Origin of the sequence: Kibdelosporangium phytohabitans (assembly GCF_001302585.1) — a bacterium.
Lineage (GTDB): Bacteria > Actinomycetota > Actinomycetes > Mycobacteriales > Pseudonocardiaceae > Kibdelosporangium > Kibdelosporangium phytohabitans.
In genome coordinates this window covers 11,562,302-11,585,867 of sequence record NZ_CP012752.1, presented here as the reverse complement: position 1 = coordinate 11,585,867, position 23,566 = coordinate 11,562,302, and the positions used below count along the sequence as shown (strand labels likewise).

Sequence of the window (23,566 nt, the reverse complement as noted above, 5' to 3'; positions counted from 1 at the left end):
TTTCGCTGGTGTGATGGGACTGCCGGATTCGATCAAGGCCCTGCTGTTCGATCTCGACGGAGTGCTGACCGGCACCGCCGAGCTGCACAAACAGGCCTGGAAGCGAACATTCGACGACTTCGTGGCAGGCAGGGAGGGACAGCGGCCGTTCTCCGAGCAGGACTACCTGGACTACGTGGACGGCAGGCCGCGCGCCGACGGGGTGCGCACGTTCCTCGCGGCGCGCGGCATCCACCTGCCTGAGGGCGACCCGGACGACCCGCCGTCCGCCGAGACGGTCAACGGGGTCGGCAACCGGAAGAACGAACTGCTGCTGTCGATCATCGAGAACGAGGGCGTCCGGCCGTATCCCGGTTCGCGGCGGTACCTCGAAGCCGCGCACCGGGCCGGGCTGAAGATCGGCGTGGTGACGTCGTCGGCCAACGGCGAGGCCGTGCTGGCCGCCGCGGACCTGGCCAAGTTCGTCCAGAACAGGGTGGACGGGCTGACCATCGTGGCGCAGGGCCTGCGCGGCAAGCCCGCGCCGGACTCGTTCCTGGCCGGTGCCAAGGCATTGGGCGTCTCCCCGGACGAGGCAGCGGTGTTCGAGGACGCGCTGTCGGGTGTCCAGGCAGGGCGAGACGGGAAGTTCGGCTTCGTCGTCGGAGTCGACCGCGCGGGCCAGGCGGACGCGCTGCGGTCGCACGGCGCCGACGTGGTGGTCGAGGACCTCGCCGACCTGTTGGAGGAACGATGACGACGCCGGGCTACGAGATCTCGCCGTGGCAGCTGCGCTGGCGCGGACTCGACCTGGACGGCTTGCGCCGCACCGAATCCACGTTCGCCCTCGCCAACGGCCACATCGGACTGCGCGGCACCTTCGAGGAAGGCGAGCCGCGCGGCCTGCCGGGCACGTACCTCAACGGCTTCTACGAACAGCGCAAACTGCCGTACGCCGAGGCGGGCTACGGCTTCCCCGAGGACGGCCAGACAGTCGTCAACGTCACCGACGGCAAGATCATCCGGGTGCTGGTCGAGGACGAGCCGCTGGACATGCGGTACGGCAACGCGCTGAAGCACGAGCGCGTCCTCGACTTCCGCTCGGGCACGCTGCGCCGCCACACCGAATGGGAGTCGCCGACCGGTCGCCGGGTCCGGATCACCTCGGAGCGGCTGGTGTCGTTCACCCAGCGCGCGATCGCGGCGATCCAGTACACCGTCGAGCCGTTGGACGACAAGATCCAGCTGGTCGTGCAGTCCGACCTGCTCGCCAACGAACCAGTGCTGTCCAGGACCGACGACCCGCGCGTGGCGGCCGCCCTGGACAAACCGCTGATCAGCGACCACGCGGCGGCGGCCGACTACCGTGCCGTGCTCGCCCACCACACCAGGCTGTCCGGTCTGCGGCTGGCCGCGGCGATGGACCACGAGATCGACCTCGCCGAGGACAACGTCCGCACCGAGATGACCGTCGAGGACGACCTCGCCCGGCTGACCATCGCGGCCGACGTCCCCAAGGGCAGCAAGCTGACCCTGACCAAGTACATGGCCTACGGCTGGTCGAGCAAACGGTCGTCGCCCGCGCTGCGCTCGCAGGTCGACGCGGCGCTGGTGGGCGCGTTGCAGACCGGCTGGGAAGGCCTGCTCGCCGAGCAGCGCGCGTTCCTCGACGACTTCTGGGACACCGCGGACATCGAGGTGGAAGGTGACGCGGAACTCCAGCAGGCGGTGCGGTTCGCGTTGTTCCACGTCCTGCAGGCCGGCGCCCGCGGCGAGTCGCGGGCGATCCCGGCCAAGGGGCTGACCGGCCCAGGGTACGACGGGCATGCCTTCTGGGACACCGAATCCTTCGTCCTGCCGGTGCTGACGTACACCATCCCGGACGCGGCGCGCGACGCGCTGCGCTGGCGTCACTCCACTTTGGACAAAGCGCGGGCGCGGGCGAAGACGCTGGGCCAGCGGGGCGCCGCGTTCCCGTGGCGCTCGATCAACGGCGACGAGTGCTCCGGCTACTGGCCGGCGGGCACGGCCGCGTTCCACATCAACGCCGACATCGCCGACGCTGTGGTGCGTTACCTCAACGCCACGCAGGACAAGCCGTTCCAGAACGAGTGCGCGATGGAGTTGCTCGTCGAGACGGCACGGCTGTGGATGAGCCTGGGTCATCACGACACGCACGGCAACTTCCGCATCGACGGCGTGACCGGGCCGGACGAGTACACGGCGATTGTGGACAACAACGTCTACACCAACCTGATGGCGCGGCGGAACCTGCGCGCGGCGGCGTCGATCGTCGAGGACAACCCGTCGCTGGCGCGTGAACTCGGTGTGGACACCGAGGAGTCCTCACGCTGGCGTGACGCGGCCGACGACATGGTTGTGCTGTACGACAAGGAACTCAGGGTGCACCCGCAGTCGGAGTGCTTCACCCACCACGCCCGCTGGGACTTCAAGAACACGCCCGCCGAGGCGTATCCCCTGCTGCTGAACTACCCGTACTTCGACCTGTACCGCAAGCAGGTCGTGAAACAGTCCGATTTGGTCCTGGCGCTGCACCTGTGCGGCGACGACTTCACGCCGGAGGAGAAAGCCCGCAACTTCGCGTACTACGAGGCGCTGACGGTCCGCGACTCGTCGCTGTCGGCCTGCACCCAGGCGGTGGTCGCCGCCGAGGTCGGCCACATGGAGCTGGCGTACGACTACTTCGCCGAAGCGGCGCTGACCGACCTGCACGACCTGCACGACAACGTCCAGAACGGACTGCACATCGCCTCGCTCGCCGGGGCGTGGATGGCGGTGGTCGCCGGGTTCGGCGGGATGCGCGACCACGGCGGGAAGCTGACCTTCGCGCCGCGCCTGCCACCGGAACTGACCAAGATCACCTTCCGGATGTCGTTCCGCGGCAGCAAGATAGGCGTGGAGATCCGGCCGGAACGGGTGGCCTACCGGCTGCACTCGGGCGAACCGCTGGAGCTCTCGCACCACGGCGAGCCCTTCACCCTCGGCACCGAACCGGTGATCCTGCCCGTGCCGCAACCGCCGAGCCTGCCGTCGCCCCAGCAGCCGCACGGTCGCGCACCGGCACGTCGTCGCCCCAGGTAGTGGCTTGTGTCATCCTTTCGGCAACGCGTCCATCGTCCGGACGACTGAGCCGAACGGGGGTAGGGCTACCACCAAGGTGCGAATGGCAGCCAACTCCAGCGCGCGGCACTTCCCCTGCGCGTAACTTCCTTGCTGACGGTCCACTCAGGGTTCTCGGTCCGGGTCGGATCCGGGTAGTCCCGGATGCCCCCGGTCGCCGGGCTCACTAGGTTTCGGGCTGTCGCAAGAGAATGAACGCCGATGGGGAGCAGGAGATGGACATGTCTCGTCGTGTTGTGCTGGGGGTCTGCGCGATCGGCGTGGGCACGCTCCTGCTGTCCGGGTGCGACGGTTTCCGCGTGAACTCGTCGAATTTCAGCGACACCACCGACATCACGCAGAAGATCGCCTCGGTGCGGATCGACAACGGTTCGGGGGCCGTGCGGATCCGGACCGGGGCGACGTCGTCGGTCAAGCGGACCGTGTACTACCGCAGCGACAACAAGCCCGGGCAGACCCACCGGGTCGAAGGCGACACGCTGGTCCTCAACGAGTGTGATCAGAACAACTGCTCGGTCGACTACGAGGTCACGTTGGCGGCCGCGGCCAAGGTCATGGGGGAGAACAGGTCGGGCGAGGTCGAGGTGACCGGCATGTCGGAGGTGGGGGTGCGGGCGGGCTCCGGGGACATCCGGATCAAGGACGTCCCCGGTCCGGTCACCGTCAACGTGCGCTCCGGCCGGGCCGAGCTGGCCAACCTCGGCCAGTCGGCGGTGGTCGAGGCGTCGTCCGGGGACGTGGTGGTGAACGGCGTCAAGGGCGACGTGACGATCAAGGCCCACTCCGGCGGGACCGAGGCGACCGGTGTCGAGGGCAAGGCCTCGATCAGCAGCGCGTCCGGCGACGTCCGGCTCGACATGGTCACCGCGCAGAGCGCGAAGGTCACCGCGCAGAGCGGCACCATCAACGTCCTGGTCCCGCGCGGGCAGGCGTACCGGGCCAACGTGACCACGAGCAGCGGCGACAAGACGATCAACGTCGACACCAGTCCGGACTCGAAATACGTCCTCGACCTGGAGGCGCGCAGCGGTGACGTGCAGGTCGACTACCGCTGATCGAGGCGCCGGGAACAAACCCGGCACCCCGCTCGTTGGCCTGTCCGGAAGGTTGAGCGGAACCCGCTCAAGTCTGATTTGACCGGCGAGAACTCCCGGGTGCAGACTTGAGTCATCCACGCTCAAGGGCGAAGAAACACTACCGGGAGGATTCCATGGCGCGAGCGGTCGGCATCGACCTGGGGACGACCAACTCCGTCGTCGCCGTTCTCGAAGGCGGTGAGCCGACGGTCATCGCCAACTCCGAGGGATCTCGGACGACCCCGTCCATCGTCGCATTCGCCAAGAACGGCGAAGTGCTCGTCGGTCAGCCGGCGAAGAACCAGGCTGTCACCAACGTTGACCGCACGATCCGCTCGGTGAAGCGGCACGTGGGCAGCAACTGGAAGACCGAGGAGATCGACGGCAAGACCTACACCGCGCAGGAGATCAGCGCGCGTGTGCTGCAGAAGCTCAAGCGGGACGCCGAGTCCTACCTCGGTGAGCAGATCACCGACGCCGTGATCACCGTCCCCGCCTACTTCGAGGACGCGCAGCGGCAGGCCACCAAGGAAGCGGGCCAGATCGCGGGCCTGAACGTGCTGCGGATCGTGAACGAGCCGACTGCGGCGGCACTGGCGTACGGCCTGGACAAGGGCGAGAAGGAACAGACCATCCTGGTCTTCGACCTCGGTGGCGGTACCTTCGACGTCTCCCTGCTGGAGATCGGCGACGGTGTCGTCGAGGTCCGCGCGACCAGCGGCGACAACCACCTCGGTGGCGACGACTGGGACCAGCGGATCGTCGACTGGCTGGTGGAGAAGTTCAAGCAGTCCAGCGGCATCGACCTGACCAAGGACAAGATGGCGCTGCAGCGCATCCGCGAGGCGGCCGAGAAGGCGAAGATCGAGCTGTCCAGCTCGACCAGCGCCAACATCAACCTGCCGTACATCACGGTCGACTCGGACAAGAACCCGCTGTTCCTCGACGAGACCCTGACCCGCGCGGAGTTCCAGCGGATCACCTCCGACCTGCTGGACCGCACCCGTGCGCCGTTCCACAACGTGATCAAGGACGCCGGGGTCAACCTCGGCGACATCGACCACATCGTGCTCGTCGGCGGATCGACCCGCATGCCCGCCGTCACCGAGCTCGTCAAGGAGCTGACCGGCGGCAAGGAACCCAACAAGGGCGTCAACCCGGACGAGGTCGTGGCCGTCGGTGCCGCGCTGCAGGCCGGTGTGCTCAAGGGTGAGGTCAAGGACGTCCTGCTGCTGGACGTGACCCCGCTGTCGCTGGGTATCGAGACCAAGGGTGGCGTGTTCACCAAGCTCATCGAGCGCAACACCACCATCCCGACCAAGCGCTCGGAGATCTTCTCCACCGCGGACGACAACCAGACCACCGTCGGCATCCAGGTCTTCCAGGGCGAGCGCGAGTTCGCCGTGCACAACAAGAAGCTGGGCACGTTCGACCTGACCGGTCTGCCCCCGGCGCCGCGTGGCGTGCCGCAGATCGAGGTCACCTTCGACATCGACGCGAACGGCATCGTGCACGTCTCGGCGAAGGACCTGGGCACCGGCAAGGAGCAGTCGATGACCATCACGGGCGGCTCGGCGCTGCCCAAGGAGGACATCGACCGGATGGTCAAGGACGCCGAGGCGCACGCGGAGGAGGACAAGCTCCGCCGCGAGGAGGCCGAGGTCCGCAATCAGGCCGAGACGCTCGTCTACCAGACCGAGAAGTTCCTCAAGGACAACGAGGAGAAGGTCCCGGCCGACGCCAAGGACAAGGTCAACGCGGCCATCGCGGAGGCCAACGAGGCGCTCAAGGGCGAGGACACGGCCAAGATCAAGGCCGCGGTCGAGAAGCTGTCGCAGGAATCGCAGGCCATGGGCGCGGCGATGTACGCCTCCGCCAACGCGGCCGGCGGCGGCGAAGGTGCCCAGGCCGGTGGCCAGGGCGCGCAGCAGCAGAAGGACGACGTTGTTGACGCCGAGATCGTCGACGAGGACGAGAAGAAGTGACCGACCAGGCACCGCACGACAACAGCAACTCCACCGACACCGAGCAGACCGGTCAGTCAGGGGAGCCACGAGTGGTGGTGCGCGACCGTCGCCGGATCGACCCGGAGACCGGTCAGGTCAAGACCGTGACCGAGGAGGTGCCCGTCGACGAGGCGGGCGCCCCCGAGGGCGGCAGGCACGCGGCGCCGGACGAGGCCGCCGTGCCTGAGGTCGAGGCCGAGATCGTTCCCGACACGGTCCCCGAAGAGGTCTCGCTCAAGACGCAGCTCGAGGAGCGCACCAAGGACCTGCAACGACTGCAGGCGGAGTACGCCAACTACCGCAAGCGGGTGGACCGCGACCGCGAAAGCGTGGTCACGGGCGCCAAGGCATCGGTGGTCAACGAGCTGCTCGCGGTGCTCGACGACCTCGAGCGGGCGGCTGCGCACGGCGACCTGACCGGCGCGTTCAAGGCAGTGGCGGACAAGCTGACCGCCACCCTGCAGCGCGTCGGGCTCGAGCCGTTCGGCCACGAGAACGAACCGTTCGACCCGTCCGTGCACGAGGCCGTCCAGCACGACACGTCCCCGGACGTGCAGGGCCCGACCGTGACCGCGGTGCTGCGCCGCGGCTACCGGATCGGCGAGCGGACGCTGCGCCCGGCGCTGGTGGCCGTGACCGACCACGAGCCCGGCGCGGCCACGGCACAGCCACAGGAATGGGTCGAGCCGGCCGAGGAAAAGGCAGATGGCGACCCGGCGGATCGGAACTGAGCAGCAGAAGGGAGGGGACGTCCGGTGAGCGCGAGGGACTGGATCGACAAGGACTTCTACCGTGAGCTGGGCGTCTCGTCCAGCGCGACGGACGCGGACATCAAGAAGGCCTACCGCAAGCTGGCCAGGGAGCTGCACCCGGACGCCAACCCCGGCAACGCCGAGGCCGAGTCGCGGTTCAAGGCGGTGTCCGAGGCGTACGGCGTGATCGGCGACCCCGAGAAGCGCAAGCAGTACGACGAGGCCCGCAGGCTGTTCGGCGGCGGGTTGCGCGGCTTCGGCGGCGGTGGGGGTGGCGCGGGCGGCTTCGACGTCAGCGACATCTTCGGCGGCGCCAACGCGCAGGGCGCGGGCAGCGGCTTCAGCGGACTCGGTGACATCCTCGGCGGCCTGTTCGGCAGGCGCGGCCAGGGATCGACCGCGGGCAGGCCGCGCCGCGGCGCCGATGTGGACACCGAGGTGCGGATCGACTTCCTGGAAGCGGTCCGCGGCGCGACAGTCCCGCTGCGACTGTCCAGCCCGTCCACGTGCGGCACGTGCAACGGCAACGGTGCCCGGCCGGGCACCACCCCGCGCACCTGCCCGACGTGCAACGGCGCCGGCCTGAACACGCGCAGCCAAGGCGCTTTCGCCTTCAGCGAGCCGTGCCGAGACTGCCGCGGTACCGGCCGCATCGTCGACGACCCGTGCCCGGAGTGCGGCGGCGACGGCGTGAGCACCAAGAGCCGGACCCTGACCGTCCGCATCCCGCCGGGAGTGGAGGACGACCAGAAGATCCGGCTGGCCGAACAGGGCGAACCCGGCCAGAACGGCGGGCACGCCGGGGACCTGTACGTACGCGTGCACGTCACCCCGCACCCCATCTTCGGCCGTTCGGACAACGACGTGACCATCACCGTGCCGGTCACGTTCCAGGAACTCGCGCTCGGCACCACGCTGACCGTGCCCACACTGGACGGCAAGGTCTCCTTGCGCGTCGCACCGGGCACAGCCAACGGCCGGGTGTTCCGGGTTCGCGGCAAGGGCGTCGTCAAGCGCGACGGCGTGGCCGGGGATCTGCTCGTCACCGTGCAGGTATCGGTGCCGGGCAAGTTGTCCGACGAGGCGCAGGCAGCGCTGGAGGAGTACACGAAGGCCACTTCGGGCCAGGACCCCCGGCCTGAGCTGACCGCCTTGCTGAAACAGAGGAGCGAATGATGATGCCCTCGTTCCCCAGCGGTGTCCCCTTCCCGGCCAACGCCGACGAGGACACCCCGATCTTCGTGATCTCGGTGGCCGCCCAGTTGTCCGGCCTGCACGCGCAGACCCTGCGCAGCTACGACCGCCTCGGTCTGGTCTCCCCCGGCCGGACCTCGGGCGGTGGCCGCAGGTACTCCATGCGCGACATCGCGGTGCTGCGTGAGGTTCAGCGCCTCTCCCAGGAGGAGGGCGTGAACCTCGCGGGCATCAAGCGGATCATCCACCTGGAGAACCAGGTGACCGCGTTGCAGGCACGTGTCGAGGAACTCACCCACGAACTGGCGGCGGCCTACACGGCGGCCGAGCAGGCAGCGGCGGCTGTGCACGCCTCCTACCGGCACGAGCTGGTACCGGTGCACAAGCCGAAAACCGCGCTGGTGGTCTGGAAACCGCAGCCCCGCCGCTACTAGTCCAGCGTGAACGGGTCGTACGTGATGTGGTCCAGCGGCGTACCCGCGACGAGCATGCGCGACACGGTCGACCTGATCATCGCGGGCGACCCGCTGACGAGCACGTCACGGTCGGCCCACGCCCCGTAGCGCGTGACCACGTCCGCCAGCGTGCCGTGTTCGACGCCGGTGGCGTCCGGTTCGGACTCGAGCACGGGGACGACGGTCAGCCAGGGGTTGGTGCTGGCGAGCTGCTGCAGGTTCTTCAGGTCGTACAGATCAGACAGCACGCGTCCGCCGTAGAACAGGTGCACGCGTGGGTTCTCGCCCCACTGGCTGAGCTCGTCGATGATCGCCCGCATGGGAGCCAGACCCGTTCCGCCGGCGACCATGACTAAATCCTTGGTGCTCTCCCTGTCCACCCGCATCCGGCCGAGCGGCGGACCGAGCCGCCACGTCTCGCCGACCTGCGTGTGTCCCACGATGGCCCGGCTGACCCAGCCGCCTTCGACCGTCCGGATGTGGAAGTCGATGGTGCCGTCCTCACGCGGCGCGTTGGCAGGCGAGAGGTACCGCCACAACCGGGGCCGGTGCGGAGTCTCGACGCTGACGTACTGGCCGGGCGTGTACGGCACGGGGTGATCGGTCTGCACAGTGACCACCGCGAGGTCGTAGCCGATGCGGTGGTGGTCGACGACGGCCGCGGGCCACCAGGCGGGTCCGTCGTCGGCGTTGGCCGCGTCGAGCATCGCGCGGGCCATGATCGTGTACGCCTCGGCCCACGCGCGTTCGATCTCGTCGGTCCAGGACCTGCCGGAGAACTTCTTCACCGCGGCGATCAAGGCCGTGCCGACGGCCTCGTAGTGCGCGCTGATCACGCCGAACTTGCGGTGGTCGCGGCCCAGCTGGCGCAGGAACGGGGTCAGGTCGTCCGGCCGGTCGACAAGCTGCACGAAGTGCACGAGCGCGCGCAACAGCCGGGAACGCTGGACCTCCATGTTGGCGGGGAACATCTCCCGCGCGTTCGGCGACAGGCTGAACAACATCCCGTAGAAGAACTTGGCCACCTCGTCGGCCTTGGGCTCGACGACGGCGAAGCTCTCCCGGATCAGCCGCACCATCGCGGCCGCGCCGGAGGCGGCGTCCGCCGATCTCGCGGGTGCCGGGCTCGGGGACTTGGGGGATTGCGGTATCGGACTCACTACGGCATTTGCGGTCATGGTCGGGGCACGGACTCCAACCTCTGGCTCAGACGTCTTGACGGGCGTCACGGTCTACTCATGCATCCATCCCCCGACAGGGTTGGACAGTAACCCGATTCTCGTGTGATGTCCGCCTTGATGCCACCTTCGTGTACTTGTGTGTGACGGAATGTCCCCCGTGTTCCCTCTTCCGGTGGACAACCGATGGGCGGGCTGGGCGCTCGCTGCTTGATATGAAACTGTTACGCGCGTGCCTTCCGCAACCCCGACCCCGACCGGCACCGCCGAGGCGCATCTGCTGGACCTCGAACTGGCGGAGCCCCCACCCCGGCCACGGCCCGACCTCGCCGTCGCCGGCACCGAAGTGCCCGGCCCGCTCGCCGACCCCTTCGTCGACACCGAAGCCGCTGAGCTGCCCGGATCCAGAGGCGAGCACCTCCTGCAATGCGCGTACGGCAGCCGCGACCGGGCCAAGAGGTTCTACGACAACCAACTGCTCGACCACCTCAACGAAGCGATGATCGAGTTCATCGGCCGGATGGAGATGGCCTTCATCGCCAGCGCGGACGCCAAGGGCGAATGCGACTCGTCGTTCCGCGCGGGCCCACCGGGATTCCTGCGCGTCCTCGACGCCAAGCACATCGCGTACCCCGAATACCGGGGCAACGGCGTCCACGCCAGCCTCGGCAACGTGAGTGAGAACCCTCACCTGGCAATCCTGATGGTCGACTTCGTCAGAGACCTGATCGGCCTGCACGTCAACGGCAAAGCACGGGTCGTCGAAGACGCGGACATGCGCGCGAACCACCCCGGCCTGCCCGGCGACCACGACCGCGGCCGCACCCCCGAACGCTGGGTGGTGGTGCAGGTGGAAGAGGCGTACATCCACTGCCGCAAACACATCCCCCACCTGCGACCGGTGGACCGCACCCGCGAATGGGGCACCGACGACACCAGGCGCAAGGGCGGCGACTACTTCTCAGCCAAGGCCACACAGCGATCTGACCGGCAAGTGGTGCACACTTCCCGGCAGTGAACAGCACGAGCACCCACCCGACCGGCGACCGGGAGTCCGCGACCCACGCACTGGAACGCGAACTGTCGGTCCTGTTCGGCCGGGCTCGAAGCGTCTCACTGAGCCTCGCGGCACGAGTCCACCCGGAACTGGACGCGGCCTGCTACGCCCTGCTGCTCCACCTCGGCGACATCGGCCCGGTAAGAGCAGCGGACGTGGTGGAACGAACCGGCCTGGACAAGTCGACCATCAGCCGCCAGATAGCCCGCCTGGAAGAACTCGACCTGGTCGAACGCGTGCCAGACCCCCACGACGGCCGCGCCCGGCTCGTCCAACTGACTGACGTGGGAACCCAGCGCCTCGACACCGTCCGAACAGATCGCCGCGCCCGTCTGCACTCCATCCTCGACAGCTGGCCCACCGAGGAGATCACCACGTTCTCCACTCTTCTCGGCAAACTCAACAACGACCTCTGACGTGGCTGCTCGCGCCGATCGCCCCCTCGTCGATGCTGTCCACACGTGGCCGGTGGTCACCAGTCAGTGACTGCTGTGGCTCTGGGCAGTGATCGCCGCTGTGAGCACCGCGTGGGACCTGCGGCCAGTGGAAACCGGCTGGTGATCGTCGGCTCAGTGGTGTCCGTACGACCGCGTCGAGGCAAAGGGATCGTCGTCAAATCCCGTTGTCCACAACTGGCCGGTAACCCCCTCGACCTGCTGTTTCCCCGTTAGACTGGAGCAGGGACGCCCCCCCGGGTTGGGTGGGGGACTGTGTGTATAGGTGCTAGGGATTTTGTTGTGGTTTTTGCACGGAACAAGATGGTCCCTCGCCGGGTGGCAGACCTCTGGGCAGGAGCACCCCCGAAGCCCACCTCTGCGCTTGCGCGCACGCCGTTGTGGCTGGTTCCGTGCTTGCACGTCAGCAGCGATCTCCGCTTGTCCTAGCCGCGACCGCCCTGCGCGCGGGCGGCACATTGCGGGTGCGCGCTCGGCTGACCAGGTCGGTTGTGTTCAGGCCTTCAACTGCCGCCAGCGCTGAGTCCTCGTGACGGTGTCGGTGGGCTTACGACGTGTTCACGTCCGACCACTCACTCTTGGGGCGTTCGCTGTGCTGATCAAGGCACGACCTGACGGCCATGGCTCATGCGAGGGAGTCATGGCCGTTTTGGGCTGCTGATATAGTTGTATTTGACAACCAGTGGTGGAGGTTCGGCGATGAAGCCCACTTCCGAGGAGTACATCGGGCTGCTGCGGCAGGTCCGGGTTCTGATGGAGATGCAGCACGCCGCCACCATGCGCAGCTGGGAGGAGACTCGCCTGCAGCCCGGGGCGGGCAAGCTGTTGGCCGAGTTGTCCCATCGCGGTGAGTCCCGCGTTTCCGATCTGGCCGGTCAGCGTTTCGTCGATGCTTCCGTTGTCAGTCGTCAGGCTGCTCAGTTGGAGAAGATCGGGTTGATCACTCGGCGTCCCGCCCCCGATGACCGTCGTGCTGCCTTGCTGAGTGTCACCGAGGAGGGTGAGCGGGTTCTCGACCAGTGGCGCAAGCATCAGGCTGATGCCATGGCCGATGCGCTGAGTGACTGGGACGCCGAGTCCGTCACCGTCGCCACCGAGTACCTCGCCCGGATCAACGAGGGTCTGCGGGCTCGCCTGTCCGGCTAGCGGTGTGCCCAGGTCCACCCGGACGGACGCTTGCTCGTGTGTGCCTGTGTCGGTTGTCCACTTGGCTGTGGATAGCGACCTGCGGTTTGTGGACAACTGGGCACTTTGTGTGGACAACCGCGTTGGTACATGTGAGTGAACTTGGGTTGAGTGGAACAGACTCAACTTTTCTGACGTTGAGCATGGTGACGGCTTCTGCGGAAAGCTGGCACCAGGCATCACACGCGTACTGAGGTGAGGGATGGACGCTTTCAACCCGACCACGAAGACCCAGCAGGCGGTTTCCGCCGCGGTCCAGGCGGCCACTGTCGCCGGGAATCCGGACGTCTCGGCGGCGCATCTGCTCGCCGCGCTGCTCGCACAGGGCGACGGACTGACCGCGCCGCTGCTGACAGCGGTCGGAGCGGACCCCCGGGTGATCGGCAAGGAACTGGAGAAGGTTCTCGCCGCCCAGCCCGCCGCGACCGGCGCCACCGTGTCGCAGCCGAACCTGAACGCCGAGGCGGCCAGGTCGTTGTCGCAGGCGCAGAAGCTCGCGACTGAGATGGGCGATGAATACGTCTCCACCGAGCACGTCCTCTACGGCCTTGCCTACGAGCGGGGCGCGGTCGGCGAGCTGCTGCGCAGGCACGGTGCGACCGCCGAGGCGATCAAGGACGCGTTCACCAAGGTCCGCGGCTCGTCGCGGGTGACCAGCCCCGATCCCGAAGGCACCTACCAGGCGCTGGAGAAGTACGGCGTCGACCTCACCGAGCGGGCGCGCAAGGGCGAGCTCGACCCGGTGATCGGCCGGGACGCCGAGATCCGCCGTGTCGTGCAGGTGCTTTCCCGTCGTACCAAGAACAACCCCGTCCTGATCGGCGAGCCCGGTGTCGGCAAGACCGCCATCGTCGAGGGCCTCGCACAGCGCATCGTCGCCGGTGACGTACCGGAATCCTTGCGCGGCAAGCGAGTCGTCGCCCTCGACCTCGGTTCCATGGTCGCCGGTGCGAAGTTCCGCGGTGAGTTCGAGGAGCGCCTCAAGGCCGTGCTCAAGGAGATCACCGACTCCGCCGGGCAGGTCGTCACGTTCATCGACGAGTTGCACACCATCGTCGGCGCGGGCGCGACCGGCGAGGGCGCGATGGACGCGGGCAACATGATCAAGCCGATGCTGGCGCGCGGTGAGCTGCGCATGGTCGGTGCGACCACATTGGACGAGTACCGCGAGCACATCGAGAAGGACCCCGCGCTGGAGCGCCGGTTCCAGCAGGTGCTCGTCGGCGAGCCGTCAGCCGAGGACACCATCGGCATCCTGCGTGGCCTCAAGGAGCGTTACGAGGTACACCACGGTGTCCGCATCACCGACGCCGCCCTTGTCGCCGCCGCCACCCTGTCCGACCGCTACATCACCGCCCGGTTCCTGCCCGACAAGGCGATCGACCTGATCGACGAGGCCGCGTCCCGGCTGCGGATGGAGATCGACTCCCGCCCGGTCGAGATCGACGAGGTCGAGCGCGCCGTGCGCCGCCTGGAGATCGAGGAGATGGCGCTGGCCAAGGAGGAGGACCCGGCTTCCAAGCAGCGGCTGTCCGCCTTGCGCGCCGAGCTCAGCGAGAAGCGGGAGGCGCTGAACGCGTTGACCGCGCGCTGGCAGAACGAGAAAGGCTCGATCGAGAAGGTCCGCAACCTCAAGGAGGAACTGGAGCAGCTGCGCGGCGAGGCCGACCGGGCCGAGCGCGACGGCGACCTCGCCAGGGCCTCCGAGCTGCGCTACGGCCGGATCCCCGGGCTGGAGAAGCAGTTCGAGGCCGCCACCGAGTCGACCAGGTCCGAATCCGTCATGCTCAAGGAAGAGGTCGGCCCGGACGACGTGGCCGAGGTCGTGTCCGCGTGGACCGGCATCCCGGCTGGCCGGATGCTCGAGGGCGAGACCGCCAAACTGCTGCGGATGGAGCACGAACTCGCCAGGCGGGTCGTCGGTCAGGCCGAGGCCGTGCGCGTGGTGTCCGACGCGGTCCGCCGGTCGCGGGCCGGAGTCGCGGACCCGGACCGCCCGACCGGGTCGTTCCTGTTCCTCGGCCCCACCGGTGTCGGCAAGACCGAGCTGGCCAAGGCGCTGGCCGAGTTCCTGTTCGACGACGAGCGGGCGATGATCCGCATCGACATGAGCGAGTACGCCGAGAAGCACTCGGTGGCCCGCCTGGTCGGCGCCCCGCCCGGTTACGTCGGCTACGACCAGGGCGGGCAGCTCACCGAGTCGGTGCGGCGGCGGCCCTACAGCGTCGTCCTGCTCGACGAGGTCGAGAAGGCCCACCCGGACGTCTTCGACGTGCTGCTGCAGGTCCTCGACGACGGCAGGCTGACCGACGGCCAGGGCCGCACGGTCGACTTCCGCAACACGATCCTGGTGCTGACCTCCAACCTGGGCTCGCAGGCGATCGCCGACGTGAACCTGGACGAGCAGCAGCGCAAGGACGCGGTGCTGGCTGTCGTGCAGCGGCAGTTCAAGCCGGAGTTCCTCAACCGGCTCGACGACATCGTGGTGTTCCACCAGCTCGCCACCGAGGAGCTGACCTCGATCGTCGACATCCAGATCGACCGGCTCGGCCGCAGGCTGGCCCAGCGCAGACTGGTCCTCGATGTCACCCCCGCGGCGCGGGACTGGTTGGCGCTCAACGGGTTCGACCCGGTGTACGGTGCGCGGCCGTTGCGGCGCCTTGTTTCGTCGGCGATCGGTGACCAGCTGGCGAAGAAGTTGCTGGCAGGCGAGATCACCGACGGCGACACGGTCAAGGTGGACACCACCAACGACACAGCGGCCTTGGTCGTAGCGCGCGCCGAATGATCCCTGACGGGGATGTCCGCTAGTCTCTGACTGGTGGGCATCTCCGCGTGGGTGTGGTTCGCCGTTGCCGCTGTGGCGGCCGTCGGTGGAGCCGCGCTGCTCGCCAGAGACCGTGCCGTCAGGACATCCCGCAACCGTGAACGCCGCAGGTGGGCCGCCTTACGCGGCTGGCAGTTCACCGAGACCGACAACGTCCTGCCGACCCAGTGGGACGGCGGCGCGCTCGCGTACTACGGCGGCGGCATCGCCAGGGACGTGGTGGCCGGTTCGACCTTCACCGCGGACGGCAGGCGCCGTGTCTACGTCTACGACCTCGACAACGGTGGCCGCGTCAGCGCGGTGATCGTGGCGGTGCAGTGCCGCCGCAAGCACGAGGTCGTGGTGGAGCTGTGGCTGCCGAGCGTCCCGTTCGAGCAGGAGCACATGCCCGAACTGCTCGGCCCGGTCGGCCAGCGGTACGCCTTCGTCTCGGACCTGGCCAAGGCCCGCGCCCTGATCACCCCCGACCTGGTGGACGCGTCCGAAGAGGTCGGTCCGGACGTGATGGTCGCCTGGATCGAGGACGGCTGGGTGCTCGCGGCCGCGCCCGTCAACGCCAATCCCTCCCGGCTCGAGCGCCTGCTGCGCAGCCTCGGCGAGGTGGCCGACGTGGTGGACCCGTTCGAGGACGACGAGCCGTCGGACGGCGGCACCGCTCAACTCCCGCCGGGACGGCACGGCCAGTAGTTTGGCCGCATGCCAACTGCTCTGGTCACCGGTGCCACCGCGGGAATCGGAAACGCTTTCGTGCACCGCCTCGCGGCCGACGGGTACTCGGTCGTGCTCGTCGCCCGTACCGAATCCCGCCTGCGTGAAGCAGCGGCGCAGGTCGAGGCCGACTACGGCGTGCGAGCCGAAGTGCTGCCCGCGGACCTGTCGACAGCGGCGGGCAGGCTGGCCGTCGAGCAGCGCCTCATCGGCGGCGACCCGGTGGACCTGCTGGTGAACAACGCCGGTTTCGGCACCACCGACCAGTTCGCGGACATGCCGTTCGACCGGATGCAGGGCCAGTTGGACGTGAACGTGACCAGTGTTCTGCGGCTGACGAGAGCGGCGCTGCCAGGCATGGTCGAGCGCGGCCACGGCGCCGTGATCAACGTGTCCAGCATCTCGGGCTTCTTCCCCGCCACCGGCGCGCTGTACGGCGCCACCAAGTCCTACGTGACGGCGTTCTCCGAGGGCATCGCGCCGACGCTGAAGGGCACGGGTGTGCGTGTTCTGGCCCTCTGCCCCGGCTTCACCCGGTCGGAGTTCCACGAACGCGCTGGCGACAAGACGCAGACCCTCCCGGACTTCATGTGGCTCTCGGCGCGAAAGGTGGTCGACGAGTGCATGACCGACCTGGCCAACGGCCGGATCCGGTCGATCCCGGGCTGGCAGTACAAGTTCCTGGTAGGGACAACCCGGTTGGTGCCGCACGGCCTGCTGCGCAGGCTGGAGGCCCGCGTCGCCAGAGACCGCACGTGAAAGGAAGTCCCCGATGAGCCAACCGCCCGGCTGGTACCCAGAGCGTCCAGAGTCCACGGTGCTGCGGTGGTGGGACGGTACCCAGTGGACCAACCACACCCAGCAGAAGTCGGACGCCAGCGCGTGGGAGGTCGAACTCGGCGGCGGGCACGACCCGGGCCGGGTGCAGCAGCAGGTCCAGCGGGCCGGGGGCGGCGCACCGGGCGGGCAGGGCGGCGGGACGCTGTTCACCGAGCCGGTGCTCGTGGTGAACCAGAAGACCAAGCTGATCGAGATGGCCAACGAGTACGCCGTGTTCGACCAGCAGGGCCGGCAGCTGGCGTCGGTGGTGCAGGTCGGTCAGAGCGCGTTGAAGAAGGCCGTGCGTTTCTTCTCCAGCTACGACCAGTTCATGACGCACAAGCTGGAGGTGCGCGACCTCAACGGCCAGACGCTGCTGCGGCTGACCAGGCCGGCGAAGGTGTTCAAGTCCCGGATCGTCGTCGAGCACGGCAACGGCCAGCCGATCGGCGAGATCGTCCAGGAGAACATGATCGGGAAGATCAACTTCGCGTTCGTGGTGAACGGCCAGCAGGTCGGCGGGATCCGCGGCGAGAACTGGCGTGCGTGGAACTTCATGATCCACGACCACACCGGCCAGGAGATCGCCAGGATCACCAAGACGTGGGAGGGCTTCGCCAGGACCATGTTCACCACGGCGGACAACTACGTAGTGCAGATCCACCGCCAGCTGCAGAACCCGATCGCGAGCCTGGTCGTCGCGGCGGGCCTCGCGGTCGACACGGCACTGAAGCAGGACGATCGCGGCTTCGGCTGACCGGCGGTGGCTTGAGGCGGCCAACGGTGTGCAGGTCGCAGCGAAGAAGTCGGTCGCGCGGGGCGCGGTGGCGATGACCGGCTGCCTGGCGGCCAAACCCGTCCGAGCGGAACGAGGACAATGGGCTCCGTGCTTGTTGACCAGAACGCCAAATCCGAACTCGCTCGGCTCATCACCGAACTCGCTGTTGTCCGCGGCCGTGTGACGTTGTCCTCCGGCAAGGAGGCCGACTACTACGTCGACCTCCGCCGGGCGACCCTGCAGCACGCCGCCGCCCCGCTGATCGGCAAGCTGCTGCGTCAGCTCACCGCCGACTGGGACTACGTGGCCGCCGGCGGCCTCACGCTCGGCGCCGACCCGGTCGCGACCGCGATGATGCACGCCGCCGCGGCGCAGGGTGACGTGCTGGACGCGTTCGTCGTCCGCAAGTCGGCCAAGGGCCACGGGATGCAGCGGCGGATCGAGGGCATCGAGGTCGCCGGGCAGCGTGTGCTCGCCGTCGAGGACACCTCGACCACCGGTGGCAGCGTCCTGACCGCCGTGGAGGCGCTGCGTGAGGCGGGCGCCGAGGTCGTCGGTGTGGTCACTGTCGTTGACCGGGCCACCGGTGCGAAGGAGGCCATCGAGGCAGCCGGTCTGCGGTACCGGTACCTGCTGGGTCTGGCCGATCTGGGTCTGTGAAGGGTGCAGGCTGCCCACCTTGGGGGTGGGCAGCCCCACTACCTGCGTGAACAGTTGCTTTCACCGCCATGTCAAGGCCAGACTTGGTGGCAAGGGGAGAACTGCAGGGTGGTGATGGCGGGTGGACGCGTTCCTTGCCGGTGTGACGGTTGTCGTGCACTTCGCCGCGCTGGTTTTCATAGGCCTGGGCGGTTTCCTGGCGTGGCGCTGGCCGAAGACCATCTTCGTCCACATGTTCTTCGCCGCGTGGGGTGTCGCGGTCAACGTGGTCCCGTGGCTGCCGTGCCCGCTGACCGCGCTGGAGGACTACTTCCGGCACCGGCAAGGTCTCGGGTCGCTGCCCGGCGGCTTCAACGAGTACTACATCTACGGCGAACTGGTCCCGCGTAACCTGTTGCCGGTGGTGGCAGTGCTAGCGATCGTGGTGCTCGTCGTGTCCTATGCCGGCGCGTACGTCCGGTGGCGCAACCAGGCCAAAGTGCCCGCGTGACCGGACCGACGGAGTGGGTGTTCGGCGACCCCGTCGGCGTCGGCCCGTGGGACGGCCCGTTGCCGGACGACCCGAAGTACGACCCCGACCTGCTGGCCGACGGGGACAAGCGCAACGTGGTGGACGCGTACCGCTACTGGCGCCGTGAGGCGGTCATCGCCGACCTCGACACCAGGCGCCACGATTTCCACGTCGCGATCGAGAACTTGCAGCACGACCACAACATCGGCACGGTCGTCCGCACCGCGAACGCGTTTCTGGCCAAGGCGGTGCACATCGTCGGCAGGCGGCGGTGGAACCGCAGAGGCGCGATGGTCACGGACCGCTACCAGCACGTCGTGCATCACCCGGATGTGGGCTCTTTGCTCGAGTTCACCCGTGCCGAGGAGCTGGCGCTGGTCGGCGTGGACAACACGCCGGGCGCGCAGCGGCTGGAGACTGTCAAACTTCCGCGGCACTGCGTGCTGCTGTTCGGCCAGGAGGGCCCTGGCCTGTCCGAACAGGCCCGCGAGGCGGCGACCATGACGGTGTCGATCGCGCAGTTCGGCTCGACCCGCTCGATCAACGCCGGGGTGGCCGCCGGAGTGGTGATGCACTCATGGATCCGTGACCACGCGAACCTGGATTCCGCCTGGTGATGGATTAATTACCCCAAGTGGGGCACGTACCACGCTGAGGGGTACCTCGGGACCGATCCAGATACCACCATGGGCGATATGGCCAGAGAGCTCGTCGCCACCGCCCGCTTGTGGGCGGCGCGCGCCGCGGTGTCGGAGTTGGGTGTGCACGCCAGGCACCTGCGCCGGCTATGGGCGCGCCCCGGCACGTTGCTCGGCGTCGACGGGTGGCCACCCACTCGTGGTGAGCGCTTGTTCGGAAGGTGGAACTACTTCGCCCAAGCACACCTGATCGACTGCTTGGTGGACGCGCAGGAGCGCAACCCGACGGCGGCCCGTGCGACCTCGATCGCCCGCATCGTGCGCAGCGTCCGACTGCGGCACGGCCGCAGATGGGTCGACGAGGACTACGGCGACGCGGCGTGGCTGGGCCTGGCCTTGATGCGCGCGGCGCAGTACACGCCCGTGAAAATCGCGGTCCGCGACATCGTCCGCGGTCTGCGCGGAGCCTGGACCGACCACGCGGGCGGCGGCCTGTGGTCCCGCGCGGACGAGAACCTCAAGAGCGTCAGGGTGAACGGCCCGGCGACGATCCTGCTGGCCCGCTGCGGCGACCGGGTCGACATGCAACGCGCGCGGGCGATCGCCGAGTGGATGGAAGACAGCCTGCTCGACGAGATCACCGGCCTGGTCTGGGTGGGCCTGCACGTCAACCTCGACGGCGAGGTCCGCGAGACGATCAAAGAGGCGTACACCTTCATCCAGGGCGTCTACCTCGGCGTATGCCTGGAACTCGCGGCCGGTGACCCGGTGTGGGCGGAACGCGCCGAGCGCACGATCATCGCGGTGTCCGAACACCTGGCCAACAACGGCGTCCTACGCGGCCAAGGCGGTGACGACGGCGGCATCTACACAGGCATCCTGGCGCGCTACCTGGCGCTGGCGGCACTGCGCCTGCCCGCGCTGACAGGAGCGTCAGCGACGGGTATGGCCGCGAGTCACGTGGCGGAACGCCTGGTCATGACGAGCGCGGCGGCAGCATGGCGAAACCGCGCCGTGGCACGCGGCGGCCCCCTCTTCGGGCCGGACTGGACGATCCCGGCCCGAGTCCCCCGGTCACCGCGGCACAAGATCGCCGAGCGGGAACTGGCGTCCCAGCTGGGTGGCTGGATGGTCCTCGAAGCAGCGGCCTTGCTGGAGAGCAGTCACTAGTCTGGCGGGATGGGTGTTGTGATCGTGACCGGCGGGAGCCGGGGAATCGGTGCGGCGATCTGCCGCGTGGTCGCCAAGGCCGGGCACAAGGTGGTCGTGAACTACGTCGGCAACGCGCAGGCCGCGGAATCGGTCGCGAAGGACACCGAAGGCCTCGCGGTCAAGGCGAACGTGGCTGACGAGGCGGACGTCGTCCGCCTGTTCGACGCGGCCGCCGGACTCGGCCCGGTGACAGGTCTCGTCTGCAACGCGGGCATCACCGGCAACAAGATCGCGCGACTGGACGAGCATGAAGTCGGCACGGTCCGCGAGGTGCTCGACGTGAACGTGGTCGGCACGTTCCTGTGCAACAGGGAAGCGGTTCGCCGAATGTCAACGGCGCACGGCGGTTCCGGTGGCGTGATCGTCAACATCTCTTCCACCGCAGCGCATCGAGGCTCCCCGGGTGAATGGGTCCATTACGCGGCAAGCAAAGCAGCAGTGGAGACCTTGACGAAGGGTCTCGCCATCGAGGTCGCCAACGAGGGCATCCGGGTCAACTGCGTCGCCCCGGGCACGGTCGAAACGGACCTGCACGAGGCGGCGGGCGCGCCGGACCGCGTGGCCAGGATCGCGCCGTTGATCCCGATGCGGCGCGGCGGCCAGCCCGAGGAGATCGCCGACGGCGTGATGTGGCTGCTGTCGGACTCGGCGTCGTTCGTGACCGGCTCGATCGTGACGATCAGCGGCGGTCGTTAGCGCCGCCCACGGTCATACCGTCCCAGATCGGTATCCACACCGGTGCGACTGTCGCGCCTTACGCATTCGCCGCTGCCGCGGCTGTGATCGGCGGAGCGCTGCCGGCCCGGCGCTTATGGGCAGCCGCAGGAATTGCGGTGCATCAATGTCGGCTGCAGCCGGGCGGTTGTCGGCTGGCGGGTGGGGTCGGCGATCCGGTTGAGCAGCATTCGTACCGCTGTCCGGCCGATTTCCGCGATCGGTTGCGCCATTGTGGTGATCGGCGGGTCGATCAGGTCCGCCCATTCGACGTCGTCATATCCCACGACGGCGAGTTCCCGGCCGATTTTCAGGTCACGCCTGCGTGCCTCGTGCAGGACACCGGACAACATCACGTTGTTTCCCGCGACGACGGCCGTCGGCGGATTGTCTAAGTCGAGCAGCCTTCCCAGTGCCGCTGCCGCGGGTTCCGCCGCTGATTCGCCGGACTGCACCAGGGCTTCGTCCCAGCTCAGGCCCGACCTGCCCAGACCGAGGCGGTAGCCGAGCACGCGCTCGGAGGTCGTGGCCAGGCCTTCCGCGCCGCTGATGATCCCGATCCGCTTGTGCCCGAGTTCGGCGAGGTGCTGCACCAGCGCCGATGTGGAGTGCACGTTCTCGGGTCCCACCTGGTCGAAGTCCGTGCCCACCGTCAGCCGGTCGACCAGCACCATCGGGATGCCCAGTTGCTTGAGCTCCGGCAGCACTGTCCCCGCCGCGCGTGGTGATGGCGTCAGGATCAGCCCGTCGACCCGGCGGGACCTCAGCGTGCGGACCGCTGACTGCTCCGTGGACTGCTCGTCGTGGGTGTCCGTGAGCACGAGTGTGTAGCCCGACTTGGTCGTCTCGTGCTCGATCGCCTGGATCAGTTCGCCGAAGTACGGGTTCGCCACGAGTGAGATCGCGACACCCAGCGATCGGGTACCTCCGGTGACCAGCGATCGGGCGATGGCGTCGCCGGTGTAGCCGGTGCGCTCGATCGCGTCGAGCACCCTGAACTTGGTCTCCGGCGCCACCGCACGCGTGGAGTTGACCACGTGCGACACCGTCGTGATGGAGACGCCCGCCATCTGGGCGACATCCTTCATGGTGACCAAGCTTGTCTCCCTGTGACAAAAGCGGCGCCAAGCGTTTGCGCAAACGGTTGCGACAGGCTAGGTGAATCATTAACTTCCCCGCAACCAGGCACGCCAGGCTCGCCAGGAGGAAGTCATGGGACGACGTGGTCTCGCCATCATCGCCGCCGGTCTGCTCGCGTTCGTTGCGAGTGGTTGTACCAGCCAGAAGACGGGCAGTGGTGGCCAACCCGCCGATGGCGGCCGGATCAAAGTCGGGCTTGTGACCAAGACCGACTCGAATCCGTACTTCGTGGCCCTGCGCGACTCGGCGAAAGCCGAGGCCGGCAAGGCGGGGGCCGAGCTGATCGCGCTGGCGGGCAAGTTCGACGGCGACAACGAGGGCCAGGTCGCCGCGATCGAGAACCTCGTGCAGCAGGGCGCCAAGACGATCATGATCACGCCGAGCAACTCGACCGGTGTCCTCGGCGCCATCAAGAACGCCCGTGACCGGGGCGTTCTCGTGATCGCGCTGGACACCGAGACCGACCCGAAGCAAGCCGTCGACGCCACCTTCGCCAGCGACAACACCGAGGCCGGGCGCATGCAGGGCACCTATGTGAAAGCCGCGCTCGGCAGCAAGGCGCCCAAGGTGATCATGCTCGACGGCACGCCCGGCTCGACCGTGAGCGAGCAGCGCCACAACGGATTCCTGCAGGGTGTCGGCCTGAAGGACGGCGACGCGGCGATCGTCGGCGTCGAAGCGACCAACGGCGAGCAGAACAAGGCGCAGACCGCGACCGAGAACCTGCTCCAACGCGACGCCACGCTGACCGCTGTGTACACGCTCAACGAGCCCGCCGCGCGGGGTGCGTACGTCGCTTTGCAGGCAAAGGGAATCGCCACCCAGGTCGTGATCGGCTCGATCGACGGCTCGTGCCAGGGCGTCAAGGATGTCAAAGAAGGCAAGGTCGTCGCCACCGTCATGCAATTCCCGAAGAAAATGGCGGCACAGGGAGTTCAGGCCGCGGTGGAATTCGGCAAGTCCGGAAAGAAGCCGAGCGGGTTCGTGAACACCGGCGTCACCGTGATCACCGACAAGCCGGTTTCCGGCCTGCGGAGCCAGGACACCTCGTGGGGCCTGCAGAACTGCTGGGGCTGAGCCG

The 23,566-nt window shown here is 68.1% G+C and carries 22 protein-coding genes; 20 read left to right on the top strand and 2 right to left on the bottom strand.

Annotation, left to right across the window (positions count from 1 at the left end; genetic code table 11):
• The first annotated feature begins 10 nt into the window (after nt 1–10).
• The 7 genes from AOZ06_RS52150 (at nt 11) to AOZ06_RS52120 (ending at nt 8,582) form a co-directional block, all read left to right on the top strand.
• Nucleotides 11–736 carry an HAD family hydrolase gene (locus AOZ06_RS52150; RefSeq protein ID WP_157233712.1) on the top strand — a complete coding sequence of 242 codons (726 nt, stop codon included), beginning with the start codon at nt 11–13 and terminating at the stop codon, nt 734–736.
• A complete protein-coding gene (locus AOZ06_RS52145; RefSeq protein ID WP_054296172.1) occupies nt 733–3,081 on the top strand; it encodes a glycoside hydrolase family 65 protein in 2,349 nt (782 codons plus the stop codon). The genes AOZ06_RS52150 and AOZ06_RS52145 overlap by 4 nt, the downstream gene beginning before the upstream one ends.
• A gap of 260 nt (nt 3,082–3,341) precedes the next feature.
• Nucleotides 3,342–4,175 (top strand): DUF4097 family beta strand repeat-containing protein, encoded by an 834-nt coding sequence (locus AOZ06_RS52140; protein WP_063810612.1) that lies wholly within the window; start codon nt 3,342–3,344, stop codon nt 4,173–4,175.
• Between the two features lie 155 nt (nt 4,176–4,330).
• Entirely contained in the window at nt 4,331–6,181 is a 1,851-nt protein-coding gene (dnaK, locus tag AOZ06_RS52135) for a molecular chaperone DnaK (protein WP_054296170.1), read from the top strand.
• Nucleotides 6,178–6,933 (top strand): nucleotide exchange factor GrpE, encoded by a 756-nt coding sequence (grpE, locus tag AOZ06_RS52130; protein WP_054296169.1) that lies wholly within the window; start codon nt 6,178–6,180, stop codon nt 6,931–6,933. Before dnaK ends, grpE begins: the two co-directional genes overlap by 4 nt.
• Nucleotides 6,934–6,957: 24 nt before the next feature.
• Nucleotides 6,958–8,130, top strand: a complete 1,173-nt coding sequence (gene dnaJ, locus AOZ06_RS52125; protein ID WP_054296168.1) for a molecular chaperone DnaJ — start codon at nt 6,958–6,960, stop codon at nt 8,128–8,130.
• Complete coding sequence (locus AOZ06_RS52120; RefSeq protein ID WP_054296167.1) at nt 8,127–8,582, top strand: heat shock protein transcriptional repressor HspR; 456 nt, start codon at nt 8,127–8,129, stop codon at nt 8,580–8,582. Before dnaJ ends, AOZ06_RS52120 begins: the two co-directional genes overlap by 4 nt.
• Here the strand turns inward: AOZ06_RS52120 and AOZ06_RS52115 are convergent.
• Entirely contained in the window at nt 8,579–9,682 is a 1,104-nt protein-coding gene (locus AOZ06_RS52115; protein WP_054296166.1) for an FAD-binding oxidoreductase, read from the bottom strand. The genes AOZ06_RS52120 and AOZ06_RS52115 overlap by 4 nt on opposite strands.
• 331 nt (nt 9,683–10,013) lie before the next feature.
• Here AOZ06_RS52115 and AOZ06_RS52110 point away from each other — a divergent pair, with 331 nt between their 5' ends.
• From AOZ06_RS52110 to AOZ06_RS52055, 12 genes are all read left to right on the top strand, one after another.
• A complete protein-coding gene (locus AOZ06_RS52110; protein ID WP_054296165.1) occupies nt 10,014–10,799 on the top strand; it encodes a pyridoxamine 5'-phosphate oxidase family protein in 786 nt (261 codons plus the stop codon).
• On the top strand, nt 10,796–11,254 hold the full coding sequence (locus tag AOZ06_RS52105; RefSeq protein WP_054296164.1) for a MarR family winged helix-turn-helix transcriptional regulator: 459 nt from the start codon (nt 10,796–10,798) through the stop codon (nt 11,252–11,254). The genes AOZ06_RS52110 and AOZ06_RS52105 overlap by 4 nt, the downstream gene beginning before the upstream one ends.
• 738 nt (nt 11,255–11,992) lie before the next feature.
• A complete protein-coding gene (locus tag AOZ06_RS52100) occupies nt 11,993–12,439 on the top strand; it encodes a MarR family winged helix-turn-helix transcriptional regulator (protein ID WP_054296163.1) in 447 nt (148 codons plus the stop codon).
• Nucleotides 12,440–12,680: 241 nt separating this feature from the next.
• Nucleotides 12,681–15,266 (top strand): ATP-dependent chaperone ClpB, encoded by a 2,586-nt coding sequence (gene clpB, locus AOZ06_RS52095; RefSeq protein WP_054296162.1) that lies wholly within the window; start codon nt 12,681–12,683, stop codon nt 15,264–15,266.
• A 33-nt stretch (nt 15,267–15,299) separates the two neighbouring features.
• Nucleotides 15,300–15,992 carry a type III secretion system chaperone family protein gene (locus AOZ06_RS52090; RefSeq protein WP_054296161.1) on the top strand — a complete coding sequence of 231 codons (693 nt, stop codon included), beginning with the start codon at nt 15,300–15,302 and terminating at the stop codon, nt 15,990–15,992.
• 9 nt (nt 15,993–16,001) lie between these two features.
• Entirely contained in the window at nt 16,002–16,772 is a 771-nt protein-coding gene (locus tag AOZ06_RS52085) for an SDR family NAD(P)-dependent oxidoreductase (protein ID WP_054296160.1), read from the top strand.
• Nucleotides 16,773–16,785: 13 nt separating this feature from the next.
• The gene (locus AOZ06_RS52080) at nt 16,786–17,589 is read left to right on the top strand and encodes an LURP-one-related family protein (RefSeq protein WP_054296159.1); all 804 of its coding nucleotides are present in this window, start codon (nt 16,786–16,788) and stop codon (nt 17,587–17,589) included.
• 129 nt (nt 17,590–17,718) lie between these two features.
• Nucleotides 17,719–18,270: an orotate phosphoribosyltransferase gene (gene pyrE / locus AOZ06_RS52075; RefSeq protein WP_417999927.1), complete on the top strand. Its 552-nt coding sequence runs from the start codon at nt 17,719–17,721 to the stop codon at nt 18,268–18,270.
• A 121-nt stretch (nt 18,271–18,391) separates the two neighbouring features.
• A complete protein-coding gene (locus AOZ06_RS52070) occupies nt 18,392–18,760 on the top strand; it encodes a DUF2784 domain-containing protein (protein ID WP_054296157.1) in 369 nt (122 codons plus the stop codon).
• Entirely contained in the window at nt 18,757–19,398 is a 642-nt protein-coding gene (locus AOZ06_RS52065; RefSeq protein WP_236952003.1) for a TrmH family RNA methyltransferase, read from the top strand. Before AOZ06_RS52070 ends, AOZ06_RS52065 begins: the two co-directional genes overlap by 4 nt.
• A 78-nt stretch (nt 19,399–19,476) precedes the next feature.
• Complete coding sequence (locus tag AOZ06_RS52060; protein ID WP_054296155.1) at nt 19,477–20,589, top strand: glycoside hydrolase family 76 protein; 1,113 nt, start codon at nt 19,477–19,479, stop codon at nt 20,587–20,589.
• 9 nt (nt 20,590–20,598) lie between these two features.
• Entirely contained in the window at nt 20,599–21,327 is a 729-nt protein-coding gene (locus AOZ06_RS52055; RefSeq protein ID WP_054296154.1) for an SDR family oxidoreductase, read from the top strand.
• A 113-nt stretch (nt 21,328–21,440) separates the two neighbouring features.
• On the opposite strand, the gene AOZ06_RS52050 is transcribed toward AOZ06_RS52055, so the two are convergent.
• Nucleotides 21,441–22,433, bottom strand: coding sequence for a LacI family DNA-binding transcriptional regulator (locus AOZ06_RS52050; RefSeq protein ID WP_054296153.1), 993 nt, complete (start codon nt 22,431–22,433; stop codon nt 21,441–21,443).
• Between the two features lie 124 nt (nt 22,434–22,557).
• Here AOZ06_RS52050 and AOZ06_RS52045 point away from each other — a divergent pair, with 124 nt between their 5' ends.
• Complete coding sequence (locus AOZ06_RS52045) at nt 22,558–23,562, top strand: substrate-binding domain-containing protein (protein ID WP_054296152.1); 1,005 nt, start codon at nt 22,558–22,560, stop codon at nt 23,560–23,562.
• Nucleotides 23,563–23,566: the final 4 nt, after the last annotated feature.

Bases quoted from the DNA above. Each gene is read 5' to 3' on its own strand.
- AOZ06_RS52100 (WP_054296163.1), top strand. From the start codon at position 11,993: ATGAAGCCCACTTCCGAGGAGTACATCGGGCTGCTGCGGCAGGTCCGG.
- AOZ06_RS52055 (WP_054296154.1), top strand. From the start codon at position 20,599: ATGGGTGTTGTGATCGTGACCGGCGGGAGCCGGGGAATCGGTGCGGCG.
- AOZ06_RS52120 (WP_054296167.1), top strand. From the start codon at position 8,127: ATGATGATGCCCTCGTTCCCCAGCGGTGTCCCCTTCCCGGCCAACGCC.
- AOZ06_RS52145 (WP_054296172.1), top strand. From the start codon at position 733: ATGACGACGCCGGGCTACGAGATCTCGCCGTGGCAGCTGCGCTGGCGC.
- AOZ06_RS52050 (WP_054296153.1), bottom strand. From the start codon at position 22,433: ATGAAGGATGTCGCCCAGATGGCGGGCGTCTCCATCACGACGGTGTCG.
- dnaK (WP_054296170.1), top strand. From the start codon at position 4,331: ATGGCGCGAGCGGTCGGCATCGACCTGGGGACGACCAACTCCGTCGTC.
- clpB (WP_054296162.1), top strand. From the start codon at position 12,681: ATGGACGCTTTCAACCCGACCACGAAGACCCAGCAGGCGGTTTCCGCC.
- AOZ06_RS52140 (WP_063810612.1), top strand. From the start codon at position 3,342: ATGTCTCGTCGTGTTGTGCTGGGGGTCTGCGCGATCGGCGTGGGCACG.
- AOZ06_RS52045 (WP_054296152.1), top strand. From the start codon at position 22,558: ATGGGACGACGTGGTCTCGCCATCATCGCCGCCGGTCTGCTCGCGTTC.
- AOZ06_RS52080 (WP_054296159.1), top strand. From the start codon at position 16,786: ATGAGCCAACCGCCCGGCTGGTACCCAGAGCGTCCAGAGTCCACGGTG.
- AOZ06_RS52060 (WP_054296155.1), top strand. From the start codon at position 19,477: ATGGCCAGAGAGCTCGTCGCCACCGCCCGCTTGTGGGCGGCGCGCGCC.
- AOZ06_RS52115 (WP_054296166.1), bottom strand. From the start codon at position 9,682: ATGGTGCGGCTGATCCGGGAGAGCTTCGCCGTCGTCGAGCCCAAGGCC.
- AOZ06_RS52085 (WP_054296160.1), top strand. From the start codon at position 16,002: ATGCCAACTGCTCTGGTCACCGGTGCCACCGCGGGAATCGGAAACGCT.